24 protein-coding genes and 5 tRNA genes are annotated in these 24442 nt (G+C 55.5%); 11 read left to right on the top strand and 18 right to left on the bottom strand.

Features of this window, described 5'->3' with window-relative positions; all coding sequences use genetic code 11:
* Window positions 1–140: 140 nt before the first annotated feature.
* Window positions 141–1424 carry a putative acyl-CoA thioester hydrolase gene (locus SPG90_RS02190; RefSeq protein ID WP_126302878.1) on the top strand — a complete coding sequence of 428 codons (1284 nt, stop codon included), beginning with the start codon at window positions 141–143 and terminating at the stop codon, window positions 1422–1424.
* A 121-nt stretch (window positions 1425–1545) separates the two neighbouring features.
* On the opposite strand, the gene pgl is transcribed toward SPG90_RS02190, so the two are convergent.
* Window positions 1546–2541, bottom strand: coding sequence for a 6-phosphogluconolactonase (pgl, locus tag SPG90_RS02185; RefSeq protein WP_023310837.1), 996 nt, complete (start codon window positions 2539–2541; stop codon window positions 1546–1548).
* Window positions 2542–2681: 140 nt separating this feature from the next.
* Here pgl and SPG90_RS02180 point away from each other — a divergent pair, with 140 nt between their 5' ends.
* Window positions 2682–3500 carry a pyridoxal phosphatase gene (locus tag SPG90_RS02180; protein WP_047173441.1) on the top strand — a complete coding sequence of 273 codons (819 nt, stop codon included), beginning with the start codon at window positions 2682–2684 and terminating at the stop codon, window positions 3498–3500.
* On the opposite strand, the gene modC is transcribed toward SPG90_RS02180, so the two are convergent.
* The 4 genes from modC to SPG90_RS02160 form a co-directional block, all read right to left on the bottom strand.
* Window positions 3501–4559, bottom strand: coding sequence for a molybdenum ABC transporter ATP-binding protein ModC (gene modC, locus SPG90_RS02175; RefSeq protein ID WP_126302879.1), 1059 nt, complete (start codon window positions 4557–4559; stop codon window positions 3501–3503).
* 2 nt (window positions 4560–4561) lie between these two features.
* Window positions 4562–5251: a molybdate ABC transporter permease subunit gene (modB, locus tag SPG90_RS02170; RefSeq protein WP_126302880.1), complete on the bottom strand. Its 690-nt coding sequence runs from the start codon at window positions 5249–5251 to the stop codon at window positions 4562–4564.
* Window positions 5251–6024 (bottom strand): molybdate ABC transporter substrate-binding protein, encoded by a 774-nt coding sequence (modA, locus tag SPG90_RS02165; protein ID WP_322407891.1) that lies wholly within the window; start codon window positions 6022–6024, stop codon window positions 5251–5253. Before modA ends, modB begins: the two co-directional genes overlap by 1 nt.
* Window positions 6025–6202: 178 nt before the next feature.
* The gene (locus tag SPG90_RS02160; protein ID WP_023310811.1) at window positions 6203–6352 is read right to left on the bottom strand and encodes an AcrZ family multidrug efflux pump-associated protein; all 150 of its coding nucleotides are present in this window, start codon (window positions 6350–6352) and stop codon (window positions 6203–6205) included.
* Window positions 6353–6479: 127 nt separating this feature from the next.
* Between SPG90_RS02160 and modE the strand changes: the two genes are divergently transcribed.
* The 7 genes from modE to gpmA all read left to right on the top strand — a co-directional run bounded on the left by modE (window position 6480) and on the right by gpmA (window position 14219).
* Entirely contained in the window at window positions 6480–7268 is a 789-nt protein-coding gene (modE, locus tag SPG90_RS02155) for a molybdenum-dependent transcriptional regulator (RefSeq protein ID WP_126302882.1), read from the top strand.
* Between the two features lie 67 nt (window positions 7269–7335).
* A complete protein-coding gene (modF, locus tag SPG90_RS02150; RefSeq protein WP_322407890.1) occupies window positions 7336–8799 on the top strand; it encodes a molybdate ABC transporter ATP-binding protein ModF in 1464 nt (487 codons plus the stop codon).
* A gap of 200 nt (window positions 8800–8999) precedes the next feature.
* The gene (gene galE / locus SPG90_RS02145) at window positions 9000–10016 is read left to right on the top strand and encodes a UDP-glucose 4-epimerase GalE (protein WP_023334950.1); all 1017 of its coding nucleotides are present in this window, start codon (window positions 9000–9002) and stop codon (window positions 10014–10016) included.
* Window positions 10017–10025: 9 nt separating this feature from the next.
* Window positions 10026–11072: a galactose-1-phosphate uridylyltransferase gene (galT, locus tag SPG90_RS02140; RefSeq protein WP_063440600.1), complete on the top strand. Its 1047-nt coding sequence runs from the start codon at window positions 10026–10028 to the stop codon at window positions 11070–11072.
* Window positions 11073–11077: 5 nt separating this feature from the next.
* Window positions 11078–12226: a galactokinase gene (galK, locus tag SPG90_RS02135; RefSeq protein ID WP_045403812.1), complete on the top strand. Its 1149-nt coding sequence runs from the start codon at window positions 11078–11080 to the stop codon at window positions 12224–12226.
* Window positions 12220–13260: a galactose-1-epimerase gene (gene galM / locus SPG90_RS02130; RefSeq protein ID WP_023310805.1), complete on the top strand. Its 1041-nt coding sequence runs from the start codon at window positions 12220–12222 to the stop codon at window positions 13258–13260. The genes galK and galM overlap by 7 nt, the downstream gene beginning before the upstream one ends.
* A gap of 206 nt (window positions 13261–13466) precedes the next feature.
* Complete coding sequence (gpmA, locus tag SPG90_RS02125) at window positions 13467–14219, top strand: 2,3-diphosphoglycerate-dependent phosphoglycerate mutase (RefSeq protein ID WP_023310804.1); 753 nt, start codon at window positions 13467–13469, stop codon at window positions 14217–14219.
* 60 nt (window positions 14220–14279) lie between these two features.
* Here the strand turns inward: gpmA and aroG are convergent, their stop codons facing one another.
* Window positions 14280–15332, bottom strand: coding sequence for a 3-deoxy-7-phosphoheptulonate synthase AroG (gene aroG / locus SPG90_RS02120; protein ID WP_047173434.1), 1053 nt, complete (start codon window positions 15330–15332; stop codon window positions 14280–14282).
* Between the two features lie 304 nt (window positions 15333–15636).
* Here aroG and SPG90_RS02115 point away from each other — a divergent pair, with 304 nt between their 5' ends.
* Together SPG90_RS02115 and zitB are read left to right on the top strand one after the other, a co-directional pair.
* The gene (locus tag SPG90_RS02115; RefSeq protein ID WP_023310803.1) at window positions 15637–16017 is read left to right on the top strand and encodes a protein YbgS; all 381 of its coding nucleotides are present in this window, start codon (window positions 15637–15639) and stop codon (window positions 16015–16017) included.
* Window positions 16018–16123: 106 nt separating this feature from the next.
* The gene (gene zitB, locus SPG90_RS02110) at window positions 16124–17062 is read left to right on the top strand and encodes a CDF family zinc transporter ZitB (protein WP_045403816.1); all 939 of its coding nucleotides are present in this window, start codon (window positions 16124–16126) and stop codon (window positions 17060–17062) included.
* On the opposite strand, the gene pnuC is transcribed toward zitB, so the two are convergent.
* The 12 genes from pnuC to tolR form a co-directional block, all read right to left on the bottom strand.
* Entirely contained in the window at window positions 17059–17778 is a 720-nt protein-coding gene (pnuC, locus tag SPG90_RS02105) for a nicotinamide riboside transporter PnuC (protein WP_045357760.1), read from the bottom strand. The genes zitB and pnuC overlap by 4 nt on opposite strands.
* Before the next feature lie 22 nt (window positions 17779–17800).
* Window positions 17801–18844, bottom strand: coding sequence for a quinolinate synthase NadA (nadA, locus tag SPG90_RS02100; protein ID WP_126302883.1), 1044 nt, complete (start codon window positions 18842–18844; stop codon window positions 17801–17803).
* 222 nt (window positions 18845–19066) lie between these two features.
* Window positions 19067–19142, bottom strand: a tRNA-Lys gene (locus SPG90_RS02095).
* Window positions 19143–19173: 31 nt separating this feature from the next.
* A tRNA-Lys gene (locus tag SPG90_RS02090) sits at window positions 19174–19249 on the bottom strand.
* Between the two features lie 141 nt (window positions 19250–19390).
* Window positions 19391–19466, bottom strand: a tRNA-Lys gene (locus SPG90_RS02085).
* A gap of 3 nt (window positions 19467–19469) precedes the next feature.
* Window positions 19470–19545 (bottom strand) — tRNA-Val (locus SPG90_RS02080).
* A gap of 126 nt (window positions 19546–19671) precedes the next feature.
* Window positions 19672–19747: transfer RNA gene (locus SPG90_RS02075), tRNA-Lys, on the bottom strand.
* 161 nt (window positions 19748–19908) lie between these two features.
* Window positions 19909–20703 carry a cell division protein CpoB gene (gene cpoB / locus SPG90_RS02070; protein ID WP_023310799.1) on the bottom strand — a complete coding sequence of 265 codons (795 nt, stop codon included), beginning with the start codon at window positions 20701–20703 and terminating at the stop codon, window positions 19909–19911.
* 9 nt (window positions 20704–20712) lie between these two features.
* Window positions 20713–21234 carry a peptidoglycan-associated lipoprotein Pal gene (gene pal / locus SPG90_RS02065; protein ID WP_003858578.1) on the bottom strand — a complete coding sequence of 174 codons (522 nt, stop codon included), beginning with the start codon at window positions 21232–21234 and terminating at the stop codon, window positions 20713–20715.
* A 35-nt stretch (window positions 21235–21269) separates the two neighbouring features.
* The gene (tolB, locus tag SPG90_RS02060) at window positions 21270–22562 is read right to left on the bottom strand and encodes a Tol-Pal system beta propeller repeat protein TolB (RefSeq protein ID WP_322408153.1); all 1293 of its coding nucleotides are present in this window, start codon (window positions 22560–22562) and stop codon (window positions 21270–21272) included.
* 134 nt (window positions 22563–22696) lie between these two features.
* Complete coding sequence (gene tolA, locus SPG90_RS02055; RefSeq protein ID WP_047173431.1) at window positions 22697–23983, bottom strand: cell envelope integrity protein TolA; 1287 nt, start codon at window positions 23981–23983, stop codon at window positions 22697–22699.
* Window positions 23984–24011: 28 nt separating this feature from the next.
* Complete coding sequence (tolR, locus tag SPG90_RS02050; RefSeq protein ID WP_003858589.1) at window positions 24012–24440, bottom strand: colicin uptake protein TolR; 429 nt, start codon at window positions 24438–24440, stop codon at window positions 24012–24014.
* Window positions 24441–24442 lie beyond the last annotated feature (2 nt).

The raw sequence follows: 24442 nt of genomic DNA, 5'->3' as shown, positions 1-24442 counted from the left end.
TTTGTGATCACTTACCTGCCGCTCCGGGGCTAAAAATGCAACTTTTACCCTTTTTATCTTCCCGTTTCGCTCAACTTAGTATAAAAAAGCAGGCTATTTCGTCTATCCCGTTTAAGACTTGCATACCCAGGAGCTCTACCTTGAACATTTCCAGGATTTCCCGTCTGGCGTTAGCACTCGCCTTTGGCGTGACCTTATCCGCATGCAGTTCAACACCACCGGATCAGCGCCCTTCTGAGCAGGTTGCGCCCGGTACCGCCTCCCGCCCGATTTTGTCCGCTGATGAAGCGAAGAACTTCGATCGTGCGCACTACTTCTCGGCGATGGATCCTAACGCTGCGCCGTGGACACCGTCTTCTATCAACCTGCCTAAACAGCCTGACTTCGTGGTTGGCCCGGCGGGTGCGCAGGGCGTAACGCATACCTCTATTCAGGCTGCGGTTGATGCTGCCATCACTAAACACAGCGCGTCTCGCCAGTACATCGCGATCCTGCCGGGTGAATATGAAGGCACCGTGTATGTTCCGGCGGCACCGGGCAGCATTACGCTTTACGGTCTGGGCGAAAAAGCGATCGACGTAAAAATTGGCCTGGCGATTGATTCCGAAATCGACAGCAACACCTGGCGTCACCTGGTGAACCCGGCCGGTAAATATATGCCGGGCAAACCGGCTTGGTATATGTTTGATAACTGCCAGAGCAAGCGTTCCGCCACCATTGGCGTGATGTGCTCGGCGGTGTTCTGGTCTCAGAATAACGGTCTGCAGCTGCAGAACCTGACCATTCAGAATACCCTGGGCGACAGCGTTGATGCCGGTAGCCACCAGGCCGTTGCGCTGCGTAGCGATGGCGATAAGGTGCAGATTAACAACGTCAACATTCTTGGCCGTCAGAACACCTTCTTCGTGACCAACAGCGGCGTGCAGAACACCCTGCAGAATAACCGCCTGACTCGTACCCTGGTGACCAACAGCTACGTTGAAGGTGACGTGGATCTGGTGTCCGGTCGCGGCGCGGTGGTGTTTGATAATACCGATTTCCGCGTGGTGAACTCACGTACTCAGCAGGAAGGTTACGTGTTTGCTCCGGCAACCCAGTCTAACCTCTTCTACGGCTTCCTGGCCGTGAACAGCCGCTTTAACGCTGCCAGTGACGGCGTGGCGCAGCTGGGACGCTCCCTGGACGTGGACTCTGCGACCAACGGCCAGGTCGTGATCCGCGACAGCGTGATCAACGAAGGCTTCAACATGGCGAAGCCGTGGGCTGATGCCGCGATCTCCAAACGTCCATTCTCCGGCAATACCGGCGCGGTGGATGATAAAGGCAACGTGCAGCGCAACCTGAACGACGCTAACTTCAACCGCATGTGGGAATACAACAACCGCGGTCTGGGTAGCAAAGTGGTTGCTGAGCCGAAGCAGTAAGCTGTTTTGCCGGGTGGTGGCTTCGCCTTACCGGGCCTACATAGCCCGTAGGCCCGGTAAACGCAGTACCACCGGGCATAAAAAAAACCTCGCATTCGCGAGGTTTTTTGTTTTTAGCCGCTTAGTGAGCGTTGACCACGACCCACATTGGCCCCTGGCCTACGGCGTAACGTCCTTTCTCTTCCAATAGCCCCTGCTCGCCTTTAATTTCATACAGCGCGATGTGGTGGGATTTCTGCCCCGCCGCAATCAGGTATTTACCGCTGTGATCGATATTAAAGCCGCGCGGCTGGGTTTCCGTTGGCTGGAACCCTTCAATCGCCAGCACGCTGCCGTCTTCAGAGACGCTAAACACGGTAATCAGGCTGGAGGTACGGTCACAGGCGTACAGATGGCGACCATTTGGCGTAATGTGGATATCCGCCGCCCAGCGGGTATCGGAGAAATCAGACGGCATCATGTCCAGCGTCTGCACGCACTCGATCTGACCGTTAGGATCTTTCAGCTCCCATACGTCCACAGAGCTGTTCAGCTCATTGACCACGTAGGCGTACTGCTGGTTCGGATGGAAGACCATATGGCGCGGGCCGGCGCCTTCAACGGTAGTCACTTCGGCAGGATTCTGCGCCACCAGGTGACCATCATCGCTCAGGGTGAACAGGCAGATACGATCCTGCTTCAGCGCAGGCACCCACAGCGTGCGGTTATCCGGAGAGATATTCGCCGAGTGGCAGCCTTCAAGCCCTTCCACCACATCCACGGTTTCGACCGGAATGCCCTCTTCCAGACGCGTTACGCTGACGCAGCCCGCGTTATAAGAGCCGCTGAAGACAAAGTTGCCTTTACGATCGGTCGAGATATGGGTTGGGCTGCCCGGCAACGGGGCTTCGGCAGTGTACGTCAGCGCGCCATCGTCCGGAGAAATGCGATAGGCCAGCACGCGGAACTCCGGGCGCACACCCACGTACAAGAAACGTTTATCCGGGCTGATGACCATCGGTTGCACCTGGCCTGGCACATCTACAACCTGAACCAGCGTGAGTGTCCCTTCGGTATTTAAACGCCAGACGTGGATCTGCTGGCTTTCAGGACTGGCGGTATAAACGGTTTGTTTCATGAATATTCACTCCTCACTGCGCATGAAAGTAGTTAACTTTTGACGGTGAATGCTGAATTGTCGACAGGAGTTTTGAAGCGTTCGCCTCTCGGTGTACCATCCCATCAAAACGTAAATTCAATATTAACCCGGGAAAACAGATGACCTCGCGTGTGATTGCTCTGGATTTAGACGGTACCTTACTGACGCCGCAAAAAACCCTTCTCCCCTCCTCCCTTGAGGCGCTAAAACGCGCGCAGGAAGCGGGATATCAACTCCTTATCGTAACGGGTCGACATCACGTTGCCATTCACCCTTTTTATCAGGCACTGGCGTTAGATACACCTGCAATTTGTTGTAATGGCACTTATTTGTATGATTATCAGGCAAAAAAGGTTTTAGAATCCGACCCGCTGCCGGTTCCCCAGGCGCTGCAGCTGATCGATCTGCTGGATGAGCATGCCGTTCACGGCCTGATGTATGTGGATAACGCAATGGTCTACGAGCGCCCTACCGGCCACGTGGTGCGCACCAGCAACTGGGCGTTGTCCCTGCCTGAAGCGCAGCGTCCGGTCTTTACCCAGGTTTCCTCCCTGCGTCAGGCCGCCCAGGACGTTGAGGCAATCTGGAAATTCGCCCTGACCGATGAAGACACCACCAAACTGAATACCTTCGCAAAACACGTGGAACAAACGCTGGGTCTGGAGTGCGAATGGTCCTGGCATGACCAGGTGGACATTGCCCGCAAAGGCAACAGCAAAGGCAAGCGCCTGACGCAGTATGTAGAGTCTCAGGGCGGGTCGATGCGTGACGTGATCGCCTTCGGCGACAACTACAACGACATCAGCATGCTGGAAGCCGCCGGTACCGGCGTGGCGATGGGCAATGCCGACGACGCGGTAAAAGCGCGCGCTAACGTGGTGATTGGCGACAACACCACCGACAGCATCGCGCAGTACATTTACACCCACCTGCTGTAATCAGGCGGTGATCGAGACGCTCTTAATTTGCGCGTAAAGCCACAGGCCGGGTTTGATCCCTAACTCATCCCTCGCCCACGGGCTGATGCGCGCCCAGAGCTTCCTGCTGCCGACTTCAAGCTTCACTTCCACCTGCCCGTTATCATCAAAACACTCCGCCACTTTGGCGCGCAGAATATTTCGAATACTGGTTTGCAGCGGCGGCTGCAGCACCAGCGAGACGTCCGACGCCTGGATGCGAATTCTCAGCGCGGACTGTAGCGGTTTGTCGATCTTATTGACCCACAGATGCTGGTCGCCCAGCGCCAGGGCGGTCATCGCGTAGTGCGGATGGTGTTCCAGAACGCTCACTTTAAGAATGCTGCTCTGCTGTTCCCTGGGTAACCACGGGTGCATTACGCTGCTGCCCCACACCTCTTCCAGGTTGCCGAAGGCCTTCACGCTGCCCTCTTCCAGCACCAGCACCCTGTCGGCCAGATGGAGGATCTCATCCAGCGAATGACTGACGTAGAGCATCGGAATATTAATTTCCCGGGTCAGCCGCTGTAGATAAGGCAGAAGTTCGCGTTTACGCGGAATATCGAGCGAGGCCAGCGGCTCGTCGAGTAGCAGCAGTTCGGGTGCGGTCAGCAACGCGCGGCCAATGGCCACGCGCTGTTTTTCTCCGCCGGAGAGCGACGATGGCAGCCTGTCGAGCAGAGGCTCAATGCCTAAAAGCGTCACCAGCTTATCAAACTGTCCGGCCATGCTTTTCGCCATGCCGTAACGCAGGTTGCCGCGCACGCTATAGTGCGGGAATAAGCGCGCGTCCTGGAAAACATAGCCAATGCGGCGTTTATCCGGCGTGAGATAAACCTTGTTTTCCACGTCGTTTAAGACGCGGTTATTCAATACAATCCGTCCTGACTGCGGCCGCGTCAGACCACTGATAGCATTTATCAGCGACGTTTTTCCCGCTCCCGAGACGCCGAAGATGGCAGTGATACCGCTTGCAGGCAGCGTCTCGTTAAGCGTCAGGGTATGGTTTCCCAGCGTCTGGGTGAAATGGAGTTCCAGCATGCTTATTTCCCCATCCGCTGGCGGCTGAGCCGCGCCAGCCATTCAGACACCATTAGCGATGCCAACGCCAGCAAAATTGAAATAATACACAGCCGCGCCGCCGCGCCTTCACCGCCCGGCGTTTGAATCAGAGTATACATTGCCGACGGGATGGTTCGCGTCTCGCCGGGGATGTTCGACACAAACGTGATGGTCGCGCCAAACTCGCCCAGCGAGCGGGCGAAGGCCAGCACCGTCCCGACAATAATGCCCGGTAGCGTAAGCGGGAGCGTGATGGTGAAAAAGACGCGCCAGCGCCCTGCGCCCAGCGTGCGGGCCGCCTGTTCGAGCTTCATGTCCACGCTTTCCAGCGCGAGGCGTATCGCCCTCACCATCAGCGGGAATGACATCATCGCCGCCGCCAGCACCGCACCGCGCCAGCTAAACGCAAACGTCAGCCCAAACCAGTCGTAAAGTTTTTCGCCAATAAAACCGCGTCGCCCCATGGAAATTAACAGCAGATAACCGACCACCACGGGCGGCAACACGAGCGGAAGATGCAGCACGCTGTCGAGCAGCGCTTTGCCGGGAAACCGACAGCGAACCAGTAGCCAGGCAAAGAAGATCCCAAAGGGCAAGCTCAGCGCAACCGCCAGGGAAGAGACTTTAAGGCTCAGCAGAACAGCCTGCCATTCAGGATCGGTCAATATCATCAGTGAGTCGTAAATCCATAGCGTTTAAAGATTGCGGACGCCTCCGGCCCTTTAAGGTAATCGCGGAAGGCCGTCACGGCCGCATTTTTATGTCCATCAACAATCGCAACAGGATATTCCACTTTCTTATGGGAGTCTTCCGGGAACGTTGCCACCACTTTCACACCCTTACTGGCAACGGCATCAGAGCCATACACAATGCCCAGCGGAGCTTCATTGCGCTCTACCAGCGCCAGCGCGCCGCGCACATCTTCCGCCGGGGCCAGCTTCGGTGACAATGTCTCCCATGCACCCAGCTTTTGCAGCTCTTCTTTGGCATAAATTCCGGCCGGAACGTGCTCCGGGTCGCCCACCGCCAGACGGCCACCGTTTAGCAGTCTCGTCCAGTTGGTCTGTTTGTTGATGGTGAAGTCCGCCTGCGCGCTGGCTTTTGGCGCCACGACAACCAGGCTATTCCCCAGCAGCGTTTCGCGGGTTGCCGCATCAATCGCTTTTTTCTCCGCCGCGTAATCCATCCACTTCTGGTCAGCCGAGATGAACAGATCCGCCGGTGCGCCCGCTTCTATCTGGCGCGCCAGCGTAGAGGAAGAGGCAAACGAGGAGACCACCTCGACGTTTTTCTCTTTTTTATACGCCGCCGCGATGTCCTGCAGCGCGTTGGTCAGCGACGCCGCCGCAAAGACCGTAATTTTACCTTCGTCCGCCAGCGCGTGTCCGGTAAGAGAAAGCGTCAGCGTTGCCCCTGCGAAAAGGCGTACCCATGAACGTGCCATCTGTAACTCCTGTGAGTAGCGTTATATACATATTAATATAACGGTAACGTCAGGGAGATCCCAGCGTTTAATCGTACCGCTGAAGGGGTAAACCGGGGTGATGCGTTAAATAATATCGGCGTAGACGGGAAAATCTTGAGAGCAAAACGCCCGGACTCGCCGGGCGTTTTGTGGGGAATCAATGCTGCTTTTTAGCCTGGTCTTTGTGACCAATGTTCGAAAAGACGTTGAACACTTCACCCAGGCCGTAGATGGCACCGAGGATGATGGCCATCACTACTGGTACCATGATCACGGCGAATACCAGACTTTTCAACAACTCTAACATGGTTTTCTCCAGATATTGTGAATAGCTCATTCTACCCTTTCAAGTGAGAAAAACATCCCCTTTTGTGCGGTACTCTTTGCGCCCTGCACCATTTAGGCCACAATACTCTTTTTGCCAGGACACTGTTATGCAGGCCGAAATTCTTCTCACTCTACGACTTCAGCAAAAGCTTTTCGCCGATCCGCGGCGTATCGCCCTGCTTAAACAAATAGAACAAACGGGCTCGATTAGCCAGGGGGCGAAAAACGCGGGCATCAGCTACAAAAGTGCCTGGGACGCCATCAACGAAATGAACACCCTGAGCGAACAACCGCTGGTGGACAGAGCCACAGGCGGCAAAGGCGGCGGCGGTGCGATCGTGACGCGCTATGGCCAGCGCCTTATTCAGCTTTACGATCTGCTGGCCCAGATCCAGCAAAAGGCGTTCGATGTGTTGAGCGACGACGATAACGTTCCGCTGGACAGCTTGCTGGCCGCCATTTCCCGCTTCTCGTTACAAACCAGCGCCCGCAACCAGTGGTTTGGAACGGTGACGGCGCGCGACAATCTCCAGATACAGCAGCATATTGAGATCCTGCTTGCCGATGGCACCACTCGTCTGAAGGCCGCAATAACGGCGCAGAGCGCGGAACGTCTTGAGCTGGATGAAGGTAAAGAGGTGCTGGTTCTGCTGAAAGCGCCGTGGGTCAATATTACGCGCGATCCCGACGCCGCAAAGGCGGCCGATAACCAGCTCCAGGGCGCAATTAGCCATATCGAACGCGGCCAGGCGCATTGCGAAGTGCTAATGACCCTGGCAGATGGGCAGCCGCTTTGCGCGACCATACCGCTCAGCGAGTCGGACGGTTTAGAAGAAGGTGCTGCCGTCACCGCGTATTTCAACGCGGACCGGGTGATTATCGCCACTTTGTGCTGAGCACATTGACAATCGTACCGACAGTGCGTATCCCTGATATCTGACGCTGCAAAAACAGGGATAAACCATGTCATCATTGCATATTTCGCAAGGCACGTTTCGTCTTAGCGATACCCGAACGCTGACGATTGCTGATTTGACGATACGCGCGGGTGAAAGCTGGGCGTTTGTCGGCACTAACGGCAGCGGTAAATCCGCGCTGGCCCGCGCGCTGGCCGGCGAACTCCCCCTCCTCAAGGGCGAATACCAGGGCGACTTTACGCGCCTGTCATTTGAACAACTGCAAAAGCTGGTAAGCGAGGAGTGGCAGCGCAATAACACTGATTTACTCAGCCCAGGCGAAGAAGATACCGGCCGTACGACGGCGGAAATTATTCAGGATGAGGTGAAAGATCCCGCCCGCTGTCAGCGCCTGGCAGAACGGTTCGGCATCACCGCCCTGCTCAACCGGCGCTTCAAATACCTTTCGACCGGCGAGACGCGAAAAACGCTGCTTTGCCAGGCGCTGATGAGCGAGCCCGAGCTGCTTATCCTCGACGAACCGTTTGACGGCCTTGACGTGCAGTCCCGTGCGCAGCTGGCGTCCCTGCTGGAGTCGCTTAATCAGCAGGGATATACCCTGGTTTTGGTGCTTAACCGCTTCGATGAAATTCCGGACTTTATTCAGCACGCGGGCGTACTGGCCGACTGTAACCTGACCGAGACCGGTGAAAAAACAGCGCTGCTCAAGCAGGCGCTCATTGCCCAGCTCGCGCACAGCGAACAGCTCGACGGAATTACCCTTCCGGAACCTGACGCCCCTTCGGCCCGCCATGCGCTCGATCCCCACCAGCCGCGCATCGTGCTGCGAGATGGGATTGTCTCTTATGACGATCGCCCGATCCTCAACCGTCTTAGCTGGACGGTCAATCCCGGCGAACACTGGCAGATTGTCGGCCCTAACGGCGCGGGGAAATCCACGCTGCTGAGCCTGATCACCGGCGATCACCCGCAGGGCTATAGCAACGATCTGACGCTGTTTGGTCGGCGTCGCGGCAGCGGCGAAACCATCTGGGATATAAAAAAACATATCGGCTATGTCAGCAGCAGCCTGCATCTGGATTACCGGGTCAGTACCACGGTACGCAACGTGATCCTTTCCGGATATTTTGACTCGATCGGCATTTATCAGGCGGTGTCGGACAAACAGCACAAGCTGGCCCAGCAGTGGCTGGATATCCTGGGCATGGACAACCGGGTCGCTGACGCGCCGTTTCATAGTCTGTCGTGGGGGCAGCAGCGTCTGGCGCTGATCGTTCGCGCGCTGGTGAAACACCCTACGCTGCTGATCCTCGACGAACCGCTGCAGGGACTCGACCCGTTGAACCGCCAGCTTATCCGCCGCTTTGTGGACGTGCTGATTAGCGAAGGTGAAACGCAGCTGCTGTTCGTTTCACACCATGCCGAAGATGCCCCCGTCTGCATCACGCATCGCCTGGAGTTTGTTCCCGACGGTGAAGGTTATCGCTACCTTCTCAGCAACGTCGATTAACCGTGGAGGGCTCTGCCCTCCTCTTTTCAGATAACTTGCATCAATACATCGCTATCTCTTTGATCTAGAATGCTCTCAGTCATTAAAAAAGCGAGTGTGAAAACGAGTGTAAACGATTCCACTATTTTATCCCATGTCACACTTTTCGCGTCTCTGTTATGCTATGGTTATTACATACCATAAGCCCAATGGAGCGAAATATGCGAGTTCTGGTAACAGGTGGTAGCGGTTACATAGGTAGTCATACCTGCGTGCAACTGCTGCAAAACGGTCACGACGTCATCATCCTCGACAACCTGTGCAACAGTAAGCGCAGCGTGCTGCCGGTGATTGAACGCCTTGGCGGTAAACAACCGACTTTCGTGGAAGGCGACATCCGCAACGAAGCGCTGATGACCGAGATCCTTCACGACCACGCCATCGAAGCGGTGATCCACTTCGCGGGTCTGAAAGCGGTCGGTGAATCCGTTGCGAAGCCGCTCGAGTATTACGACAACAACGTCAACGGTACCCTGCGTCTCATCTCCGCCATGCGCGCGGCCAACGTCAAAAACTTTATCTTCAGCTCCTCCGCCACCGTTTACGGCGATCAGCCCAAAATCCCTTACGTTGAAAGCTTCCCGACCGGTACGCCGCAAAGCCCGTACGGCAAAAGCAAGCTGATGGTGGAGCAGATCCTGACCGACCTGCAAAAAGCGCAGCCGGAGTGGAGCATCGCGCTGCTGCGCTACTTCAACCCGGTCGGCGCGCATCCGTCCGGCGACATGGGTGAAGATCCGCAGGGCATCCCGAACAACCTGATGCCGTATATCGCCCAGGTTGCCGTGGGTCGCCGCGACTCGCTGGCGATTTTTGGCAATGACTATCCGACCGAAGACGGCACCGGCGTGCGCGATTACATCCACGTGATGGATTTGGCCGACGGTCACGTTGCGGCTATGCAGCAGCTGGCCAACAAACCGGGCGTGCATATTTACAACCTCGGCGCCGGGGTCGGCAGCAGCGTGCTGGACGTGGTTAACGCCTTCAGCAAAGCCTGCGGTAAGCCGGTTAACTACCACTTCGCTCCGCGTCGTGATGGCGACCTGCCTGCTTACTGGGCCGATGCCACCAAAGCCGACAAAGAGCTCAACTGGCGTGTGACGCGCACGCTTGATGAAATGGCACAGGATACCTGGCACTGGCAGTCACGCCACCCGCAAGGCTATCCGGACTAAGGATCCGTCATGACGCAATTTAATCCCGTCGATCATCCGCATCGTCGTTTTAACCCGTTAAGCGGGCAATGGATTTTGGTCTCCCCGCATCGCGCCAAGCGCCCCTGGCAGGGGGCTCAGGAGACGCCTGCAAAACAGACGCTGCCACAGCATGACCCGGACTGCTTCCTCTGTCCGGGCAATACGCGCGTCACCGGGGACAAAAACCCTGACTACAAAGGCACCTTCGTGTTCACCAACGATTTTGCCGCCCTGATGACCGACACGCCGGACGCGCCGGAAAGCCACGATCCGCTGATGCGCTGCGAAAGCGCGCGCGGAACCAGCCGCGTGATCTGCTTCTCGCCGGATCACAGCAAAACGCTGCCCGAGCTGAGCGTGGACGCGCTGAAAGAGGTCGTCAGCACCTGGCAGGCGCAAACCGCAGAGCTGGGGCAGAGCTATCCGTGGGTGCAGGTGTTCGAAAACAAAGGCGCGGCCATGGGCTGCTCAAACCCGCACCCGCACGGCCAGATCTGGGCGAACAGCTTCCTGCCTAACGAAGCCGAGCGTGAAGACCGTCTGCAGAAAGCGTATTTCGCGGAAAACGGTTCGCCGATGCTGGTGGACTATACCCAGCGCGAGCTGGCCGACGGCAGCCGCACCGTGGTGGAAACCGAACACTGGCTGGCCGTCGTCCCTTACTGGGCCGCCTGGCCGTTTGAAACGCTGCTGCTGCCGAAAGCACACGTGCAGCGCATCACCGATCTCAGCGACGCGCAGCGCGACGACCTTGCCCTGGCGCTGAAAAAGCTCACCAGCCGTTACGACAACCTGTTCCAGTGCTCCTTCCCGTACTCCATGGGCTGGCACGGCGCCCCGTTTAACGGCGAAGAGAATCAACACTGGCAGCTGCACGCCCATTTCTATCCGCCGCTGCTGCGCTCTGCGACGGTGCGTAAATTTATGGTGGGCTATGAAATGCTGGCGGAAACCCAGCGTGACCTGACGGCGGAACAGGCGGCAGAACGTCTGCGTGCCGTTAGCGACGTCCACTATCGCGAATCAGGAGTCTAAAAAAAATGAGTCTGAAAGATAAAACCCAATCCCTGTTTGCTGAGAAATTTGGCTACCCTGCCACCCACGTTATCCAGGCGCCAGGCCGCGTTAACCTGATCGGTGAACACACCGACTATAACGACGGTTTCGTGCTGCCGTGCGCCATCGATTACCAGACAGTCATCAGCTGCGCGAAGCGCGACGACCGTAAAGTTCGCGTGATTGCGGCGGATTACGGTAATGAGACGGACGAGTTTTCTCTCGATGCCCCGATTGTGACGCACGACAGCCAGCAGTGGTCTAACTACGTGCGCGGCGTGGTGAAACACCTTCAGAAGCGCAACAAGAACTTTGGCGGCGCCGATTTAGTTATCAGCGGCAACGTGCCGCAGGGTGCGGGCTTAAGCTCCTCTGCGTCGCTGGAAGTCGCCGTGGGCACCGTGTTCCAGCAGCTTTATCATCTGCCGCTGGACGGCGCGCAAATTGCCCTGAATGGTCAGGAAGCAGAAAATCAGTTCGTGGGCTGTAACTGCGGCATTATGGACCAGCTGATCTCCGCGCTCGGCAAAAAAGAGCATGCCCTGTTAATTGATTGCCGCTCGCTGGGTACCAAAGCCGTTCCCCTGCCAAAAGGCGCGGCTGTCGTCATCATTAACAGCAACTTTAAGCGCACGCTGGTGGGCAGCGAATACAATACCCGCCGCGAGCAATGCGAAACCGGCGCCCGCTTCTTCCAGCAGCCTGCCCTGCGCGACGTGACGCTCAATGAATTTAACAAAGTGGCACACGAGCTGGATCCGGTCGTCGCCAAACGCGTTCGTCACGTGCTGACGGAAAATGCCCGTACCGTTGAAGCCGCGTCCGCGCTGGCGAAAGGCGATCTGAAACGCATGGGTGAGCTGATGGCGGAATCTCACGCCTCCATGCGCGATGATTTTGAAATCACCGTGCCGCAGATCGACACCCTGGTGGACATCGTTAAAGCCACCATCGGCGACAAAGGCGGCGTGCGCATGACGGGCGGCGGTTTTGGCGGCTGCATCGTTGCGCTGGTGCCTGAGGAGCTGGTCCCTGCCGTACAGGATGCCGTGGCGAAGCAGTACGAAGCAAAAACGGGCATCAAAGAAACCTTCTATGTTTGCAAAGCATCACAAGGAGCCGGACAGTGCTAAACGAAACACCTACCCTTGCACCGGATGGTCTGCCGTATCGCCTGTTAACCCTGCGCAATCGCGCGGGGATGGTCGTTACGGTGATGGACTGGGGGGCAACCCTTCTTTCTGCCCGCGTACCGATGCCGGACGGCAGCGTGCGTGAGACTCTGCTCGGCTGCGCCTCGCCTGAGCAGTACGTCAATCAGTCCGCCTATCTTGGCGCGTCCGTTGGGCGCTATGCTAACCGCATCGCGAAAAGCCGTTTTGAACTCGACGGCGTGCAGTACACCCTGCTTCCAAGCCAGGGTGAGAACCAGCTGCACGGCGGACCGGACGGGTTTGATAAACGCCGCTGGAAGATTGTTCGTCAAAACGATAGCGAAGTTCTGTTCTCGCTGGATTCGCCTGATGGCGACCAGGGCTTTCCGGGGAACCTTGTCGCATCCGCGCGCTTTACGCTGACCGACGACAACCGTATCGCCATCGAATACCGTGCGACGGTCGACAGGCCGTGTCCGGTCAATCTGACCAATCACGCGTATTTCAACCTGGACGGTAGCCAGTGCGACGTGCGTAACCATAAGCTGCAGATCCTGGCGGATGCGTATCTGCCGGTTGACGAGATGGGCATTCCGTATCAGGGCCTCAAAGACGTGAGCGGCACCAGCTTTGACTTCCGCAGCGCGAAGTCCATCGCCCAGGATTTCATGAGCGATGACGATCAGCGCAAAGTGAAAGGCTACGATCACGCTTTCCTGCTGCAGGCCAAAGGCGATGTGAAACAGCCTGCCGCGCAGGTCTGGTCTGCGGATGAGAAACTGCAGATGACGGTTTATACCACCGCCCCCGCCCTGCAGTTTTACTCAGGCAACTACCTCGGAGGCACGACGGCGCGCGAACACGATGAGTACAGCGACTGGCAAGGCCTGGCGCTGGAGAGCGAGTTCCTGCCGGACAGCCCGAACCATCCTGAATGGCCACAGCCGGACTGCGTGCTGCGCCCGGGTGAAGAGTACGTGAGCGTGACGGAATATCATTTTATTCCGCATTAATATCCAGCCCTCCCTCCGGAGGGCTTTTTTCTGCGCGCCTTGCTGAAAATAGCGCCGATCGCAGACAAAATCATAACCCTGGATTCACAAGCATCTTACACTCAGAGACTATTTTCGCTATGGTTAGGGTTAAGCGTTGCTGGTGGCACGGCCACGGCAATATAATGAGAATTGTTATCATTCTAAAAATGCTTGAGGAGTAAGAGATGGCTATTACTAAGCTGGTTCTGGTGCGTCACGGCGAAAGCCAGTGGAACAACGAAAACCGCTTTACCGGTTGGTACGACGTTGATCTGTCTGAGAAAGGCGTAAGCGAAGCAAAAGCAGCAGGTAAACTGCTGAAGGAAGAAGGCTTCAGCTTTGATTTTGCTTACACCTCTGTGCTGAAACGTGCCATCCACACCCTGTGGAACGTGCTGGACGAACTGGATCAGGCCTGGCTGCCGGTTGAGAAGTCCTGGAAACTGAACGAACGTCACTACGGTGCGCTGCAGGGCCTGAACAAAGCGGAAACCGCTGAGAAATATGGCGACGAGCAGGTTAAACAGTGGCGTCGCGGCTTCGCAATCACCCCACCAGAGCTGACCAAAGATGACGAGCGCTACCCGGGCCACGATCCGCGTTACGCGAAGCTGACCGACGCTGAGCTGCCAACCACCGAAAGCCTGGCGCTGACCATCGACCGCGTTGTGCCTTACTGGAACGAAACCATTCTGCCACGCCTGAAAAGCGGCGAGCGCGTGATCATCGCGGCTCACGGTAACTCCCTGCGCGCGCTGGTGAAATACCTGGACAACATGGGTGAAGACGAAATCCTCGAACTGAACATCCCAACCGGCGTACCGCTGGTGTATGAGTTCGACGAAAACTTCAAGCCAATCAAACACTACTATCTGGGTAACGCAGAAGAGATCGCGGCGAAAGCAGCGGCTGTCGCGAACCAGGGTAAAGCGAAGTAATTTTCGCCAGATATAAAAAAAGCGCGGAGCCTTCCGCGCTTTTTATTTGTGACTGAGAATTCAGCCGCGACGCGCTTTTACCGCATTCGCCAGCTGACGCAGGATAGCATCGGTATCGTCCCAGCCAATGCAGGCATCTGTGACGCTTTTGCCATACACCAGCGGCTCGCTGCCTTCCAGGTTCTGGTTACCTTCAACCAGATGGCTTTCGATCATCACCCCAATCACCGCCCTCTCACCGCCGGCAATCTGCTGGCAGACGTCTGCACCCACTTCCATCTGCTTTTTAAACTGCTTGCTGGAGTTGGCATGGCTGAAATCGATCATCACCTGCGGTGGCAGCCCGGCTTTTTCCAGCCCGACCTTCACTTCTGCCACGTGTTTCGCGCTGTAGTTCGGCTCTTTGCCGCCGCGCAGAATGATATGGCAGTCGCCGTTCCCGCTGGTGTTAACGATGGCGGAATGGCCCCATTTGGTTACGGACAGGAAGCAGTGCGGCGCACCCGCTGCGTTGATGGCGTCGATAGCCACCTTAATGGTGCCGTCAGTGCCGTTTTTGAAACCCACCGGGCAAGAGAGACCGGACGCCAGCTCGCGGTGAACCTGAGATTCAGTCGTGCGCGCACCAATTGCGCCCCAGCTCATCAGGTCTGCCAGGTATTGTGGCGTAATCATGTCCAGGAATTCACCGGCAGCAGGCAGGCCGCTGTCGTTGATCTCCAGCAGCAGCTTGCGCGCAATGCGCAGACCGTCGTTGATCTGGAAGCTGTTATCCATATGCGGATCGTTAATCAGCCCTTTCCAGCCCACGGTGGTGCGCGGTTTTTCAAAATAGACGCGCATTACGATTTCAAGCTCGTCCTTCAGCTCTTCACGCAGAGTGAGCAGACGGGCTGCGTACTCTTTCGCAGCTGCAGGATCGTGAATGGAGCACGGGCCAATCACCACCAGAAGACGATCGTCATTACCTTTCAGGATCTTATGGATCGCTTTACGAGCATGAGAAACCGTGTTTGCGGCATTTTCAGTGGCGGGGAATTTCTCAAGGAGCGCTACAGGAGGTAATAACTCATTGATCTCTTTAATGCGTAAATCGTCGTTCTGATAATTCATCTTCGTTCCAGCTCTGCCATATCTTTAGTAATGAAAGCAATCCTTTCAATCTATCTTGTCGACCAGGAAGTGTAAACACGGTTTTACACTTCACGCAGATAATTCCTGGAATTCGCCTAAAAATCGCCACAAAATAGCGAAAAACGAGATCTAACCTAAGCTTTTTAACTGTAACAACCAATTTTAAACGCTTAAACGCGATTCCCTACTGACGTAAGTCCGTGAGGGGGAATCTTTCGCCTCTGAAAGAGATGCACTGTTGGAGAAAGTTATCCAGCGTAACGACAAGAACAGGAGCACCATGATGAAAATGACTAAACTGGCAACCCTCTTCCTGACCGCCACACTCACTCTGGCAAGCGGCAGCGTCCTGGCCGCGGAAACGGGCACATCCGATAGCAACGGGGATGCCAATGCCGCTGCGGCAGCAGGCCAGCCCGCCCCTGATGCGAAACAGAACATCGCCCCGAATAATGTCGACAACAGCCAGATCAATACCGGTAACACCAACACCGGCGGCACTATGCTGCATCCCAACAGCAGCGGTTCCGGCACCATGAATCATGACAATATGAGTTCGGATGAGGTTCATAAGAACTCGATGTGTAAGGACGGCAAATGCCCCGATCCTAATGATAAAGTAGGGAACGACGCGAATACCAAAACCGATGGCACAACCCAGTAAGGGGTGGTAACCGGTAAGAAAAAGGAGAGCTCAGGCTCTCCTTTCTTTTTGGAGTAACCTATTAAAAACGCTACACTAAAAACAATAACACATCAGGAAAGCAGATATGGCGCACTCCCATTCCCACTCACACTCTCCCGGCAACGATAACGCTAAACGACTGATGCTGGCCTTTGGCGTCACGGCAACGTTTATGGTTATCGAGGTCATTGGCGGCCTGATTTCCGGCTCTCTGGCGCTACTGGCTGATGCCGGGCATATGCTGACCGATGCCGCAGCGCTGCTCTTCGCCCTCCTGGCGGTACAGTTTGCGCGTCGTCCTCCCAATGCGCGCCATACCTTCGGCTGGCTGAGGCTGACGACCCTTGCCGCGTTTGTGAACGCTATTGCGCTGGTGGTCATCACCGTTCTTATCGTCTGGGAGGCCGTACAGCGCTTCAGACACCCGCAGCCAATCGCCGGGACAACAATGATGGTGATTGCCGTGGCGGGGCTGCTGGCAAATATCCTGGCCTTCTGGATTCTGCACCGCGGCAGCGGAGAAAAGAACCTCAACGTGCGCGCTGCGGCTCTGCATGTCCTGGGTGATTTGCTCGGCTCAGTCGGGGCGATCGTCGCCGCGCTGGTGATCCTATATACCGGCTGGACGCCTGTCGATCCGATTCTGTCCGTGCTGGTGTCATGTCTGGTCTTGCGCAGCGCCTGGCGACTGCTGAAGGAGAGCGTGAATGAACTGCTTGAAGGGGCACCGACATCTATGGATATTGAAGAGTTGAAGCGCAACCTGCGCCGTTCAGTCCCGGAAGTCCGCAATGTTCATCACGTGCACGTCTGGCTGGTGGGGGAAAAACCGGTCATGACGCTGCACGTTCAGGTGATCCCGCCTCACGACCACGATGCGCTGCTTGAGCGCATCCAGCATTTTCTTGAACATCACTACGAAATTGGCCACGCAACCATCCAGATGGAATATCAGCCCTGTAACGGGCCGGACTGCCACCTCAACGAGGCGCAGTCCGGACATTCACATCATCATCACCACTAGCTGGAAAGCGCGCGAGAACCTCGCTCACGCGCGCTGTTAATCCACATCCGGCTGCCGTTCAGCGCGATGAAGGTCAACAGCAGATATTCCAGCGACATCGCATAGACGCCCTGCAGAGCGAAGATCGCTACGCTAATAACGTTGATGATGACCCACAGCAGCCAGTTCTCAACGTATTTTCGCGTCATCAGGATCATCGCCGCAATCGACAGTACCATCATGCAGGAATCCCAGAACGGGAAGGCATCCGGCTGGAGCTCGGGCATCGTCACGTTCAGGCCGAAACCGGACATGACCGACACGGCAACGCGGGTCAGGAACGCAAACACCGGGTTGATGTAGACGGTCATTAAGCCAATGGCCACCACGCAAGCGACGAACCAGGCGATAGCTTTGGGCAGGGGCAGCCAGCGGATCTGCAGCTCGGCCTCCTGCTGGCTGTTCTGACGCGACCACGCGTACCAGCCGTAAATATTGGCGGCAAAGAAGAACAGCTGCAAAAGCAGGCTGGCGTACAGCTGGATCTGGAAGAAGATAATCGCAAACAGCGTAACGTTAATCAGCCCGAACGCGTAGTTGCTGATCTTCTCCAGGCTTGCCAGCCAGATACAGAGTAATCCCGCCAGCGTGCCAACGGCCTCAATCCATGACAGGTCATAGCCACCTGCGCCAATCGGTATATGAACCAGAATGTTCTGCGTGCTAAAAAAATCCATCTTTTCCCCGGGACGTTTTGAATTAAGTACGTAGTGTAGCCGCAAAATCCAGCATGCGGTTAAGCGGAATTAACGCACCTTCACGCAGGGCGGCATCCACATGGATTTCATGTACCGCACCGCCTGTCTCGAGCCCTTCGGCAATGGCCTTCAGGCCGTTCATCGCCATCCACGGGCAGTGCGCACAGCTGCGGCACGTTGCGCCCTCACCCGCCGTTGGCGCTTCAAGGAGCTCTTTCTCCGGCACGGCCTGCTGCATCTTGTAGAAAATACCGCGATCGGTCGCCACGATGAGCTGCTTGTGAGGCAACGTCCTGGCCGCGTTGATAAGCTGGCTGGTTGAGCCCACGGCGTCCGCCATGTCGACAATAGACTGGGGTGATTCAGGGTGAACAAGAATAGCGGCGTCAGGATAAAGTGCCTTCATGCGCGCCAGCGCCTGGGTTTTGAATTCGTCGTGCACAATGCAGGCACCCTGCCAGCAGAGAACGTCAGCCCCCGTCTGCTTCTGGACATAATTTCCAAGATGGCGGTCAGGCGCCCAGATAATTTTCTCGCCAAGGCTGTCCAGATGTTCAATCAGCTCAACGGCGATGCTGGAGGTGACAACCCAGTCTGCACGCGCTTTTACCGCCGCAGAGGTGTTGGCGTAAACCACCACGGTCCGGTCAGGGTGGGCGTCACAGAAGGCCGTGAATTCGTCAATCGGGCAGCCGAGATCAAGGGAACACTCCGCATTAAGCGTCGGCATCAGAATGGTTTTTTCAGGGCTCAGGATCTTTGCCGTTTCGCCCATAAAACGCACGCCAGCAACCAGCAGCGTGGAAGCGGGATGTCTTGCACCGAAGCGTGCCATCTCCAGTGAGTCAGAAATACAGCCCCCGGTCTCTTCCGCCAGCTGCTGAATTTCCGGGTCGGTGTAGTAATGGGCCACCATCACCGCATCTCGTTCTTTAAGAAGACGTTTGATCTTCTCACGGTAGAATTGCTTTTCGTCCTGGCTTAGCGGGACAGGCTTTGGCGGAAACGGATAGATTGCGGCTTCAGGATCAAACATCACACTCATTATGGCTTCTCGTTTTACGGGCTTAACAATATTGCCTTTCTTTTGCATGACATAGCAAAACGCATGGCAATTGTGTTTTGTATACTAAACAAGATAGCGAATATGAGAGGAAAAGTCACCGGAAATAGGTGCGGATAGCATTTGTCGGCCGGCGGCTTCGCCTTGCCCGACCTGCACAGACGGCAGATAGCAAAAAGGCGCCTTTAGGGCGCCTTTCTACACTGGTGGGTCGTGCAGGATTCGAACCTGCGACCAATTGATTAAAAGTCAACTGCTCTACCAACTGAGCTAACGACCCCTTGCGGGATGTACTTCAAATTTATTCAGGCTGGTGGGTCGTGCAGGATTCGAACCTGCGACCAATTGATTAAAAGTCAACTGCTCTACCAACTGAGCTAACGACCCTTTTGGGTGTTGCCTGAATTATCACTCGGAACCAATAAAATTGGTGGGTCGTGCAGGATGACTCGGCTTCGCCTCGCCCTTCGGGCCGTTGCTAAAGCAACGTTATCCTTCACGTTTAATATCTGAGTAAGACATTAAATTTGGTGGGTCGTGCAGGATTCGAACCTGCGACCAATTGATTAAAAGTCAACTGCTCTACCAACTGAGCTAACGACCCGAGTGGTGGGTGATGACGGGCTCGAACCGCCGACCCCCTCCGTGTAAAGGAGATGCTCTACCAACTGAGCTAATCACCCACTCTGTACTGCCGATATGCGTTAAGTGGTGGGTCGTGCAGGATGACTCGGCTTCGCCTCGCCCTACGGGCCGTTGCTGACGCAACGTTATCCTTCACGTTTTACTACTACTTCCACCTGACTTAGTGGTGGGTCGTGCAGGATTCGAACCTGCGACCAATTGATTAAAAGTCAACTGCTCTACCAACTGAGCTAACGACCCACTTTTACGCTGTTTTCACGTTGTTTGATATCCCGTGGCAACGGCGGCATATATTACTGATTTAAGAATTCAGCGCAACAAAAATTTCGATGAAGATCACTTAACTGCTTACGAATCATGCTGCACGACCAGAAATAACGCGATTTCTGGTCATGCGATAATCATCCCATCGAATTCAGACGTTTTTGCGCCTGCTTAGCACCTTCGGTACCCGGGAATTTGGAGACTACCTGCTGGTAAACCGCTTTAGCTTTCGCAGTGTCGCCTTTGTCCTGCATGATGACGCCCACTTTGTACATCGCATCAGGCGCTTTTGGCGATTTCGGGTAGTTTTTTACCACGGAGGCAAAATAAAACGCCGCATCGTCCTTTTTACCCTTGTTGTAATTCAGCTGACCGAGCCAGTAATTCGCATTTGGCTGATAAGTGGAATCAGGGTATTTCTTAACAAAGTTCTGAAACGCAGCAAGCGCGTCATCCTGACGAGATTGATCCTGCACCAGGGCAATGGCCGCGTTGTAGTCCGTATTCGCGTCACCGCTCTGTACAGGCGCACCTGTTGAAGCAGAAGCATCCGCAGCCGGAGCTGATGTCGCCGCACCGGTCTGATCGCCCGCGGCTGGCTGTGCTTGTGCTGCTGCACCACCGCTGCTCAGGCTATCCATCTGCAGCAAAATCTGCTTCTGACGTTCCACAACCTGGTTCAACTGATACTGGCTTTCCTGAATCTGGCCGCGGAGAGAGTCAATATCGTTTTGGTTATCGGAAAGTTGTTGCTGGAGTTGGGTTAAAAGCTGGCTGTGAGCGTTAGAAATACGCTCGAGTTGAGTGACCCGGTCTTCTACCGAGCCTGAGCCGACACTACTGATTGGTGCCTGAGCAAAAGCGGCCCAGGGGGCCGCTATTCCAACCAGTAACGACAGACTCAACAGATGATGTCTGAAGTTACTGCTCATGCAATTCTCTTAGTAAACCAGTACGGCACGACGGTTTTTGGAGTAAGCCGCTTCGTCGTGACCCAGTACTGCAGGTTTTTCTTTACCGTAAGAAACGATGGAGATCTGGTCAGCAGAAACGCCTTTACCCTGCAGGTACATTTTAACAGCGTTAGCACGACGTTCACCCAGGGAGATGTTGTACTCTGGAGTACCACGTTCGTCCGCGTGACCTTCTACGGTGACTTTGTAAGATGGGTTGCTACGCAGGAAGTTAGCGTGAGCATCCAGCATGGCAGCGAAGTCAGAACGGATGTCGTATTTATCCAGATCGAAGTAAACGATGTTGTTCTGCTGCAGCTGCTGCATCTGAAGACGCGCTTGCTCTTCAGAAGACATGTTGCCATTGCCGTTCGCGTCCATACCGGTGCCGGCACCCATCATGCCTTCGCCGCTCTGGTCATTGCTGGCGTTCTTGTTAGAAGAACACGCTGCGATTGCCATTACAGGCAGAGCGATCATCAGCCCCTTCAGCACTTTGTTCAGTTGCATTTCTATGATTCCTTTAGTAATCAATTAATTATTATTTACAGATACGGCGACCAGGCAGGTGATTTTACCTGTCCATCAGTTGCCGGAATACGCGCTTTGAAACGCCCATCTGTAGAAACCAGATTCAGCACAGATCCCATCCCCTGAGAAGAGCTGTAGATTACCATCGTGCCGTTAGGTGCCAGACTTGGCGTTTCATCCAGGAACGTTGACGACAGAACTTGAACGCCACCCGCTACCAGATCTTGTTTGGCAATGTGCTGCTGCCCACCGTTGGAGCTCACCATTACCATAAATTTACCGTCGCTGCTCACGTCTGCGTTCTGGTTCTGCGAACCTTCCCAGGTAATACGCTGCGGAGCACCGCCGTTGATGTTGACTTTGTAAATTTGTGGACGGCCAGCCTGGTCAGAGGTAAACGCCAGGTTTTGACTGTCCGGGAACCATGAAGGTTCGGTGTTGTTGCTGCGACCGTCGGTCACCTGACGAATCTGGCCAGAGCCAATGTCCATCACGTACAGGTTCAGGCTACCGGTTTTTGACAGCGCAAACGCCAGTTTGGACCCGTCCGGAGAGAAGGAAGGCGCACCGTTGTGACGTGGGAAAGAGGCCACCTGACGAACAGCACCGTTTGCCAGCGTCTGGATAACCAGCGCTGAACGACCGCTTTCGAAGGTTACATAGGCCAGTTTAGAACCGTCCGGAGACCAGGCTGGAGACATCAGCGGCTGAGAAGAACGTTTCACCAGGAACTGGTTGTAGCCGTCGTAGTCAGATACGCGCAGCTCATACGGGAACTGACCACCGTTGGTCTGTACCACATAAGCAATACGGGTACGGAACGCCCCTTTAATGCCGGTCAGTTTTTCAAATACCGCATCGCTGGCAGCGTGTGCCGCGTAGCGCAGGTACTGCTTAGTGACCTTGTAAGAGTTCTGTGCCAGAACGGTACCCGGTGCACCGCCGGTATCCACCAGCTGCCAGGCCACGTTGTAAGAGCCGTCCGGGTTAGGCGTAACCTGACCCACAACCACGGCATCAATACCCAGTGCAGACCATGCTGCAGGCTGTACTTCCTGCTCGCTGCCCGGCTGCTGCGGCAGACGAGAACGATCTAACGGGTTGAATTTACCGCTGTTACGCAGGTCAGCCGCCACGATGCCACCGGCATCTTCAGGTGCAGCGCCAGGACCGGCCCACTGGAACGGAACAACACCGATTGGGCGTGCCGAGTCCACCCCCTGGGTGATCTCGATACGTACTTCTGCGTGCAGTACTGCTGCCCACAGCATTAAAAAACTAAATGCTACACGTAATGCCTGCTTCATCATATCTCCCTTATCCGGGTAACCTTACCCACGATAATTTAGCAGAATGTTAACAAACTCAAATAGACAAAACTACCAGAACCCTGTGACTAAACCTGGTCTATTTTTCCCCGTTTGCACGGGGAAAATGTAACTTAAGGTTTGAAGTCCAGCGGCGCATTTTTGAAGACTTCGTAAACTGCCTGAGACGGCGGTTTAGGCATCTTCGCCTGACGCGCTGCAGCCAGGGCCGCAGTACATAAAGCCGGGTCGCCACCTTCAGACTTAATATCCAGCAGCATGCCGTCCGGAGCCAGTTTTATACGCAACGTACACGTTTTACCGGTATAGGAAGACGCATCATAGAATCGGCTTTCAATAGCGGATTTAATCTGCGCGGCATAACCGTTGATTTCAGCCCCTGTCGCACCGTTACTCTTAGTGTTACCACTTCCCGTCGGCGCTGCGTTGTTTCCTTTCGCCCCACCGCCCGTTTTCGGTGCATTCTTACCGGAGCTCAAATCGCCCAGCAGATCGTCAACCCCTGCGGCGGCAGCAGCTTTTTCAGCAGCAGCGGCCTTTTTGGCAGCCGCTTTATCAGCAGCAGCTTTCTTATCGGCAGCGGCCTTCTCAGCTGCAGCTTTCTTATCGGCGGCAGCCTTCTCAGCAGCAGCTTTTTTATCGGCAGCGGCTTTTTCAGCGGCGGCAGCTTTTTCTGCAGCCGCTTTCTCAGCAGCAGCCGCTTTCTTCGCGGCCTCGGCAGCAGCTTTCTTCTCTGCTTCCTGAGCGGCTTTTTTCGCGGCTTCCGCTTCGGCTTTCTTCTGAGCATCTGCAGCGGCTTTCTTCGCGGCTTCCGCTTCAGCTTTCTTCTGGGCATCAGCAGCGGCTTTCTTCGCGGCTTCAGCTTCAGCTTTCTTCTGAGCATCAGCTGCGGCTTTCTTCGCCGCTTCTGCCGCTAATTTTGCCTGGGCATCAGCCTGCGCTTTCGCGTCCGCTGCGGCTTTTGCTGCCGCCTCTTCCGCCTGCTTTTGCTGTTCCTGGGCTTTCTTCGCGGCCTCTTCGGCTTGCTTCTGCTGTTCCGCCTGCTCTTTCGCGGCTTCCTGCGCCTGCAAACGCTCTTTCTCAAGCTTCTTCAGACGCTCCTGCTCTGCGGCCTGCTTTTCACGCAGTTCTTCCGCCTGCTGTTGCGACTGTTTTTCACGCTGCTCTTCAGCCCGTTTGGCACTCGCCTTCTGCTGTTGTTCGCGATTATAGTTCTGTACTACCGCACCGGGATCCACCATCACGGCGTCAATGGAAGACCCTCCACCGCCGCCGGCTGATGCATCAATATGCTCGTCGAACGAACTCCAGATCAGCGCTGCAAAGAGAATCACGTGCAGCACTGCGGAGACGATTATCGCTCGCTTAAGCTTGTCATTCTGTTCGGTTGCCTTTGACACTATCGGTTCCCAAAAACTACGCGGATGATCAAATAGGTTGGGTCATTAAGCCAACTGACTTAACACCCGCACTATGTAGCAAGTTCAGCGCTTTAATAATTTCATCGTAGGGTACGTCTTTCGCGCCACCGATTAAGAAGACCGTTTTCGGATTTGACTCGAGGCGACGCTGCGCTTCAGCAATAACCTGCTCAGGCGGCAGCTGATCCATACGATCTTTCTCTACCACGACGCTGTATTGCCCTACGCCGGAAACCTCAATGATAACCGGAGGATCGTCATTGGTGCTCACCGCCTGTGATTCTGTCGCATCCGGCAGATCCACTTCCACACTCTGGGTAATGATTGGCGCTGTCGCCATGAAGATCAGCAGCAGTACCAGCAGGACGTCCAGCAGTGGAACGATATTGATTTCGGACTTGAGCTCGCGACGACCTCGTCCACGCGATCTGGCCATGG

It is taken from the genome of Enterobacter sp. D2 (assembly GCF_034427575.1).
GTDB classification, from domain to species: Bacteria; Pseudomonadota; Gammaproteobacteria; order Enterobacterales; family Enterobacteriaceae; genus Enterobacter; species Enterobacter cloacae_M.
The sequence above is the reverse complement of the archived record's forward strand: the minus strand, read 5'-3'. Positions and strand labels throughout refer to the sequence as shown.

What these genes read in the sequence shown, in the direction of transcription:
- pgl (WP_023310837.1), bottom strand. Translation starts at nt 2,541, where the DNA reads ATGAAACAAACCGTTTATACCGCCAGTCCTGAAAGCCAGCAGATCCAC.
- SPG90_RS02180 (WP_047173441.1), top strand. Translation starts at nt 2,682, where the DNA reads ATGACCTCGCGTGTGATTGCTCTGGATTTAGACGGTACCTTACTGACG.
- modC (WP_126302879.1), bottom strand. Translation starts at nt 4,559, where the DNA reads ATGCTGGAACTCCATTTCACCCAGACGCTGGGAAACCATACCCTGACG.
- modB (WP_126302880.1), bottom strand. Translation starts at nt 5,251, where the DNA reads ATGATATTGACCGATCCTGAATGGCAGGCTGTTCTGCTGAGCCTTAAA.
- modA (WP_322407891.1), bottom strand. Translation starts at nt 6,024, where the DNA reads ATGGCACGTTCATGGGTACGCCTTTTCGCAGGGGCAACGCTGACGCTT.
- SPG90_RS02160 (WP_023310811.1), bottom strand. Translation starts at nt 6,352, where the DNA reads ATGTTAGAGTTGTTGAAAAGTCTGGTATTCGCCGTGATCATGGTACCA.
- modE (WP_126302882.1), top strand. Translation starts at nt 6,480, where the DNA reads ATGCAGGCCGAAATTCTTCTCACTCTACGACTTCAGCAAAAGCTTTTC.
- modF (WP_322407890.1), top strand. Translation starts at nt 7,336, where the DNA reads ATGTCATCATTGCATATTTCGCAAGGCACGTTTCGTCTTAGCGATACC.
- galE (WP_023334950.1), top strand. Translation starts at nt 9,000, where the DNA reads ATGCGAGTTCTGGTAACAGGTGGTAGCGGTTACATAGGTAGTCATACC.
- galT (WP_063440600.1), top strand. Translation starts at nt 10,026, where the DNA reads ATGACGCAATTTAATCCCGTCGATCATCCGCATCGTCGTTTTAACCCG.
- galK (WP_045403812.1), top strand. Translation starts at nt 11,078, where the DNA reads ATGAGTCTGAAAGATAAAACCCAATCCCTGTTTGCTGAGAAATTTGGC.
- gpmA (WP_023310804.1), top strand. Translation starts at nt 13,467, where the DNA reads ATGGCTATTACTAAGCTGGTTCTGGTGCGTCACGGCGAAAGCCAGTGG.
- aroG (WP_047173434.1), bottom strand. Translation starts at nt 15,332, where the DNA reads ATGAATTATCAGAACGACGATTTACGCATTAAAGAGATCAATGAGTTA.
- SPG90_RS02115 (WP_023310803.1), top strand. Translation starts at nt 15,637, where the DNA reads ATGAAAATGACTAAACTGGCAACCCTCTTCCTGACCGCCACACTCACT.
- zitB (WP_045403816.1), top strand. Translation starts at nt 16,124, where the DNA reads ATGGCGCACTCCCATTCCCACTCACACTCTCCCGGCAACGATAACGCT.
- pnuC (WP_045357760.1), bottom strand. Translation starts at nt 17,778, where the DNA reads ATGGATTTTTTTAGCACGCAGAACATTCTGGTTCATATACCGATTGGC.
- nadA (WP_126302883.1), bottom strand. Translation starts at nt 18,844, where the DNA reads ATGAGTGTGATGTTTGATCCTGAAGCCGCAATCTATCCGTTTCCGCCA.
- cpoB (WP_023310799.1), bottom strand. Translation starts at nt 20,703, where the DNA reads ATGAGCAGTAACTTCAGACATCATCTGTTGAGTCTGTCGTTACTGGTT.
- pal (WP_003858578.1), bottom strand. Translation starts at nt 21,234, where the DNA reads ATGCAACTGAACAAAGTGCTGAAGGGGCTGATGATCGCTCTGCCTGTA.
- tolB (WP_322408153.1), bottom strand. Translation starts at nt 22,562, where the DNA reads ATGAAGCAGGCATTACGTGTAGCATTTAGTTTTTTAATGCTGTGGGCA.
- tolR (WP_003858589.1), bottom strand. Translation starts at nt 24,440, where the DNA reads ATGGCCAGATCGCGTGGACGAGGTCGTCGCGAGCTCAAGTCCGAAATC.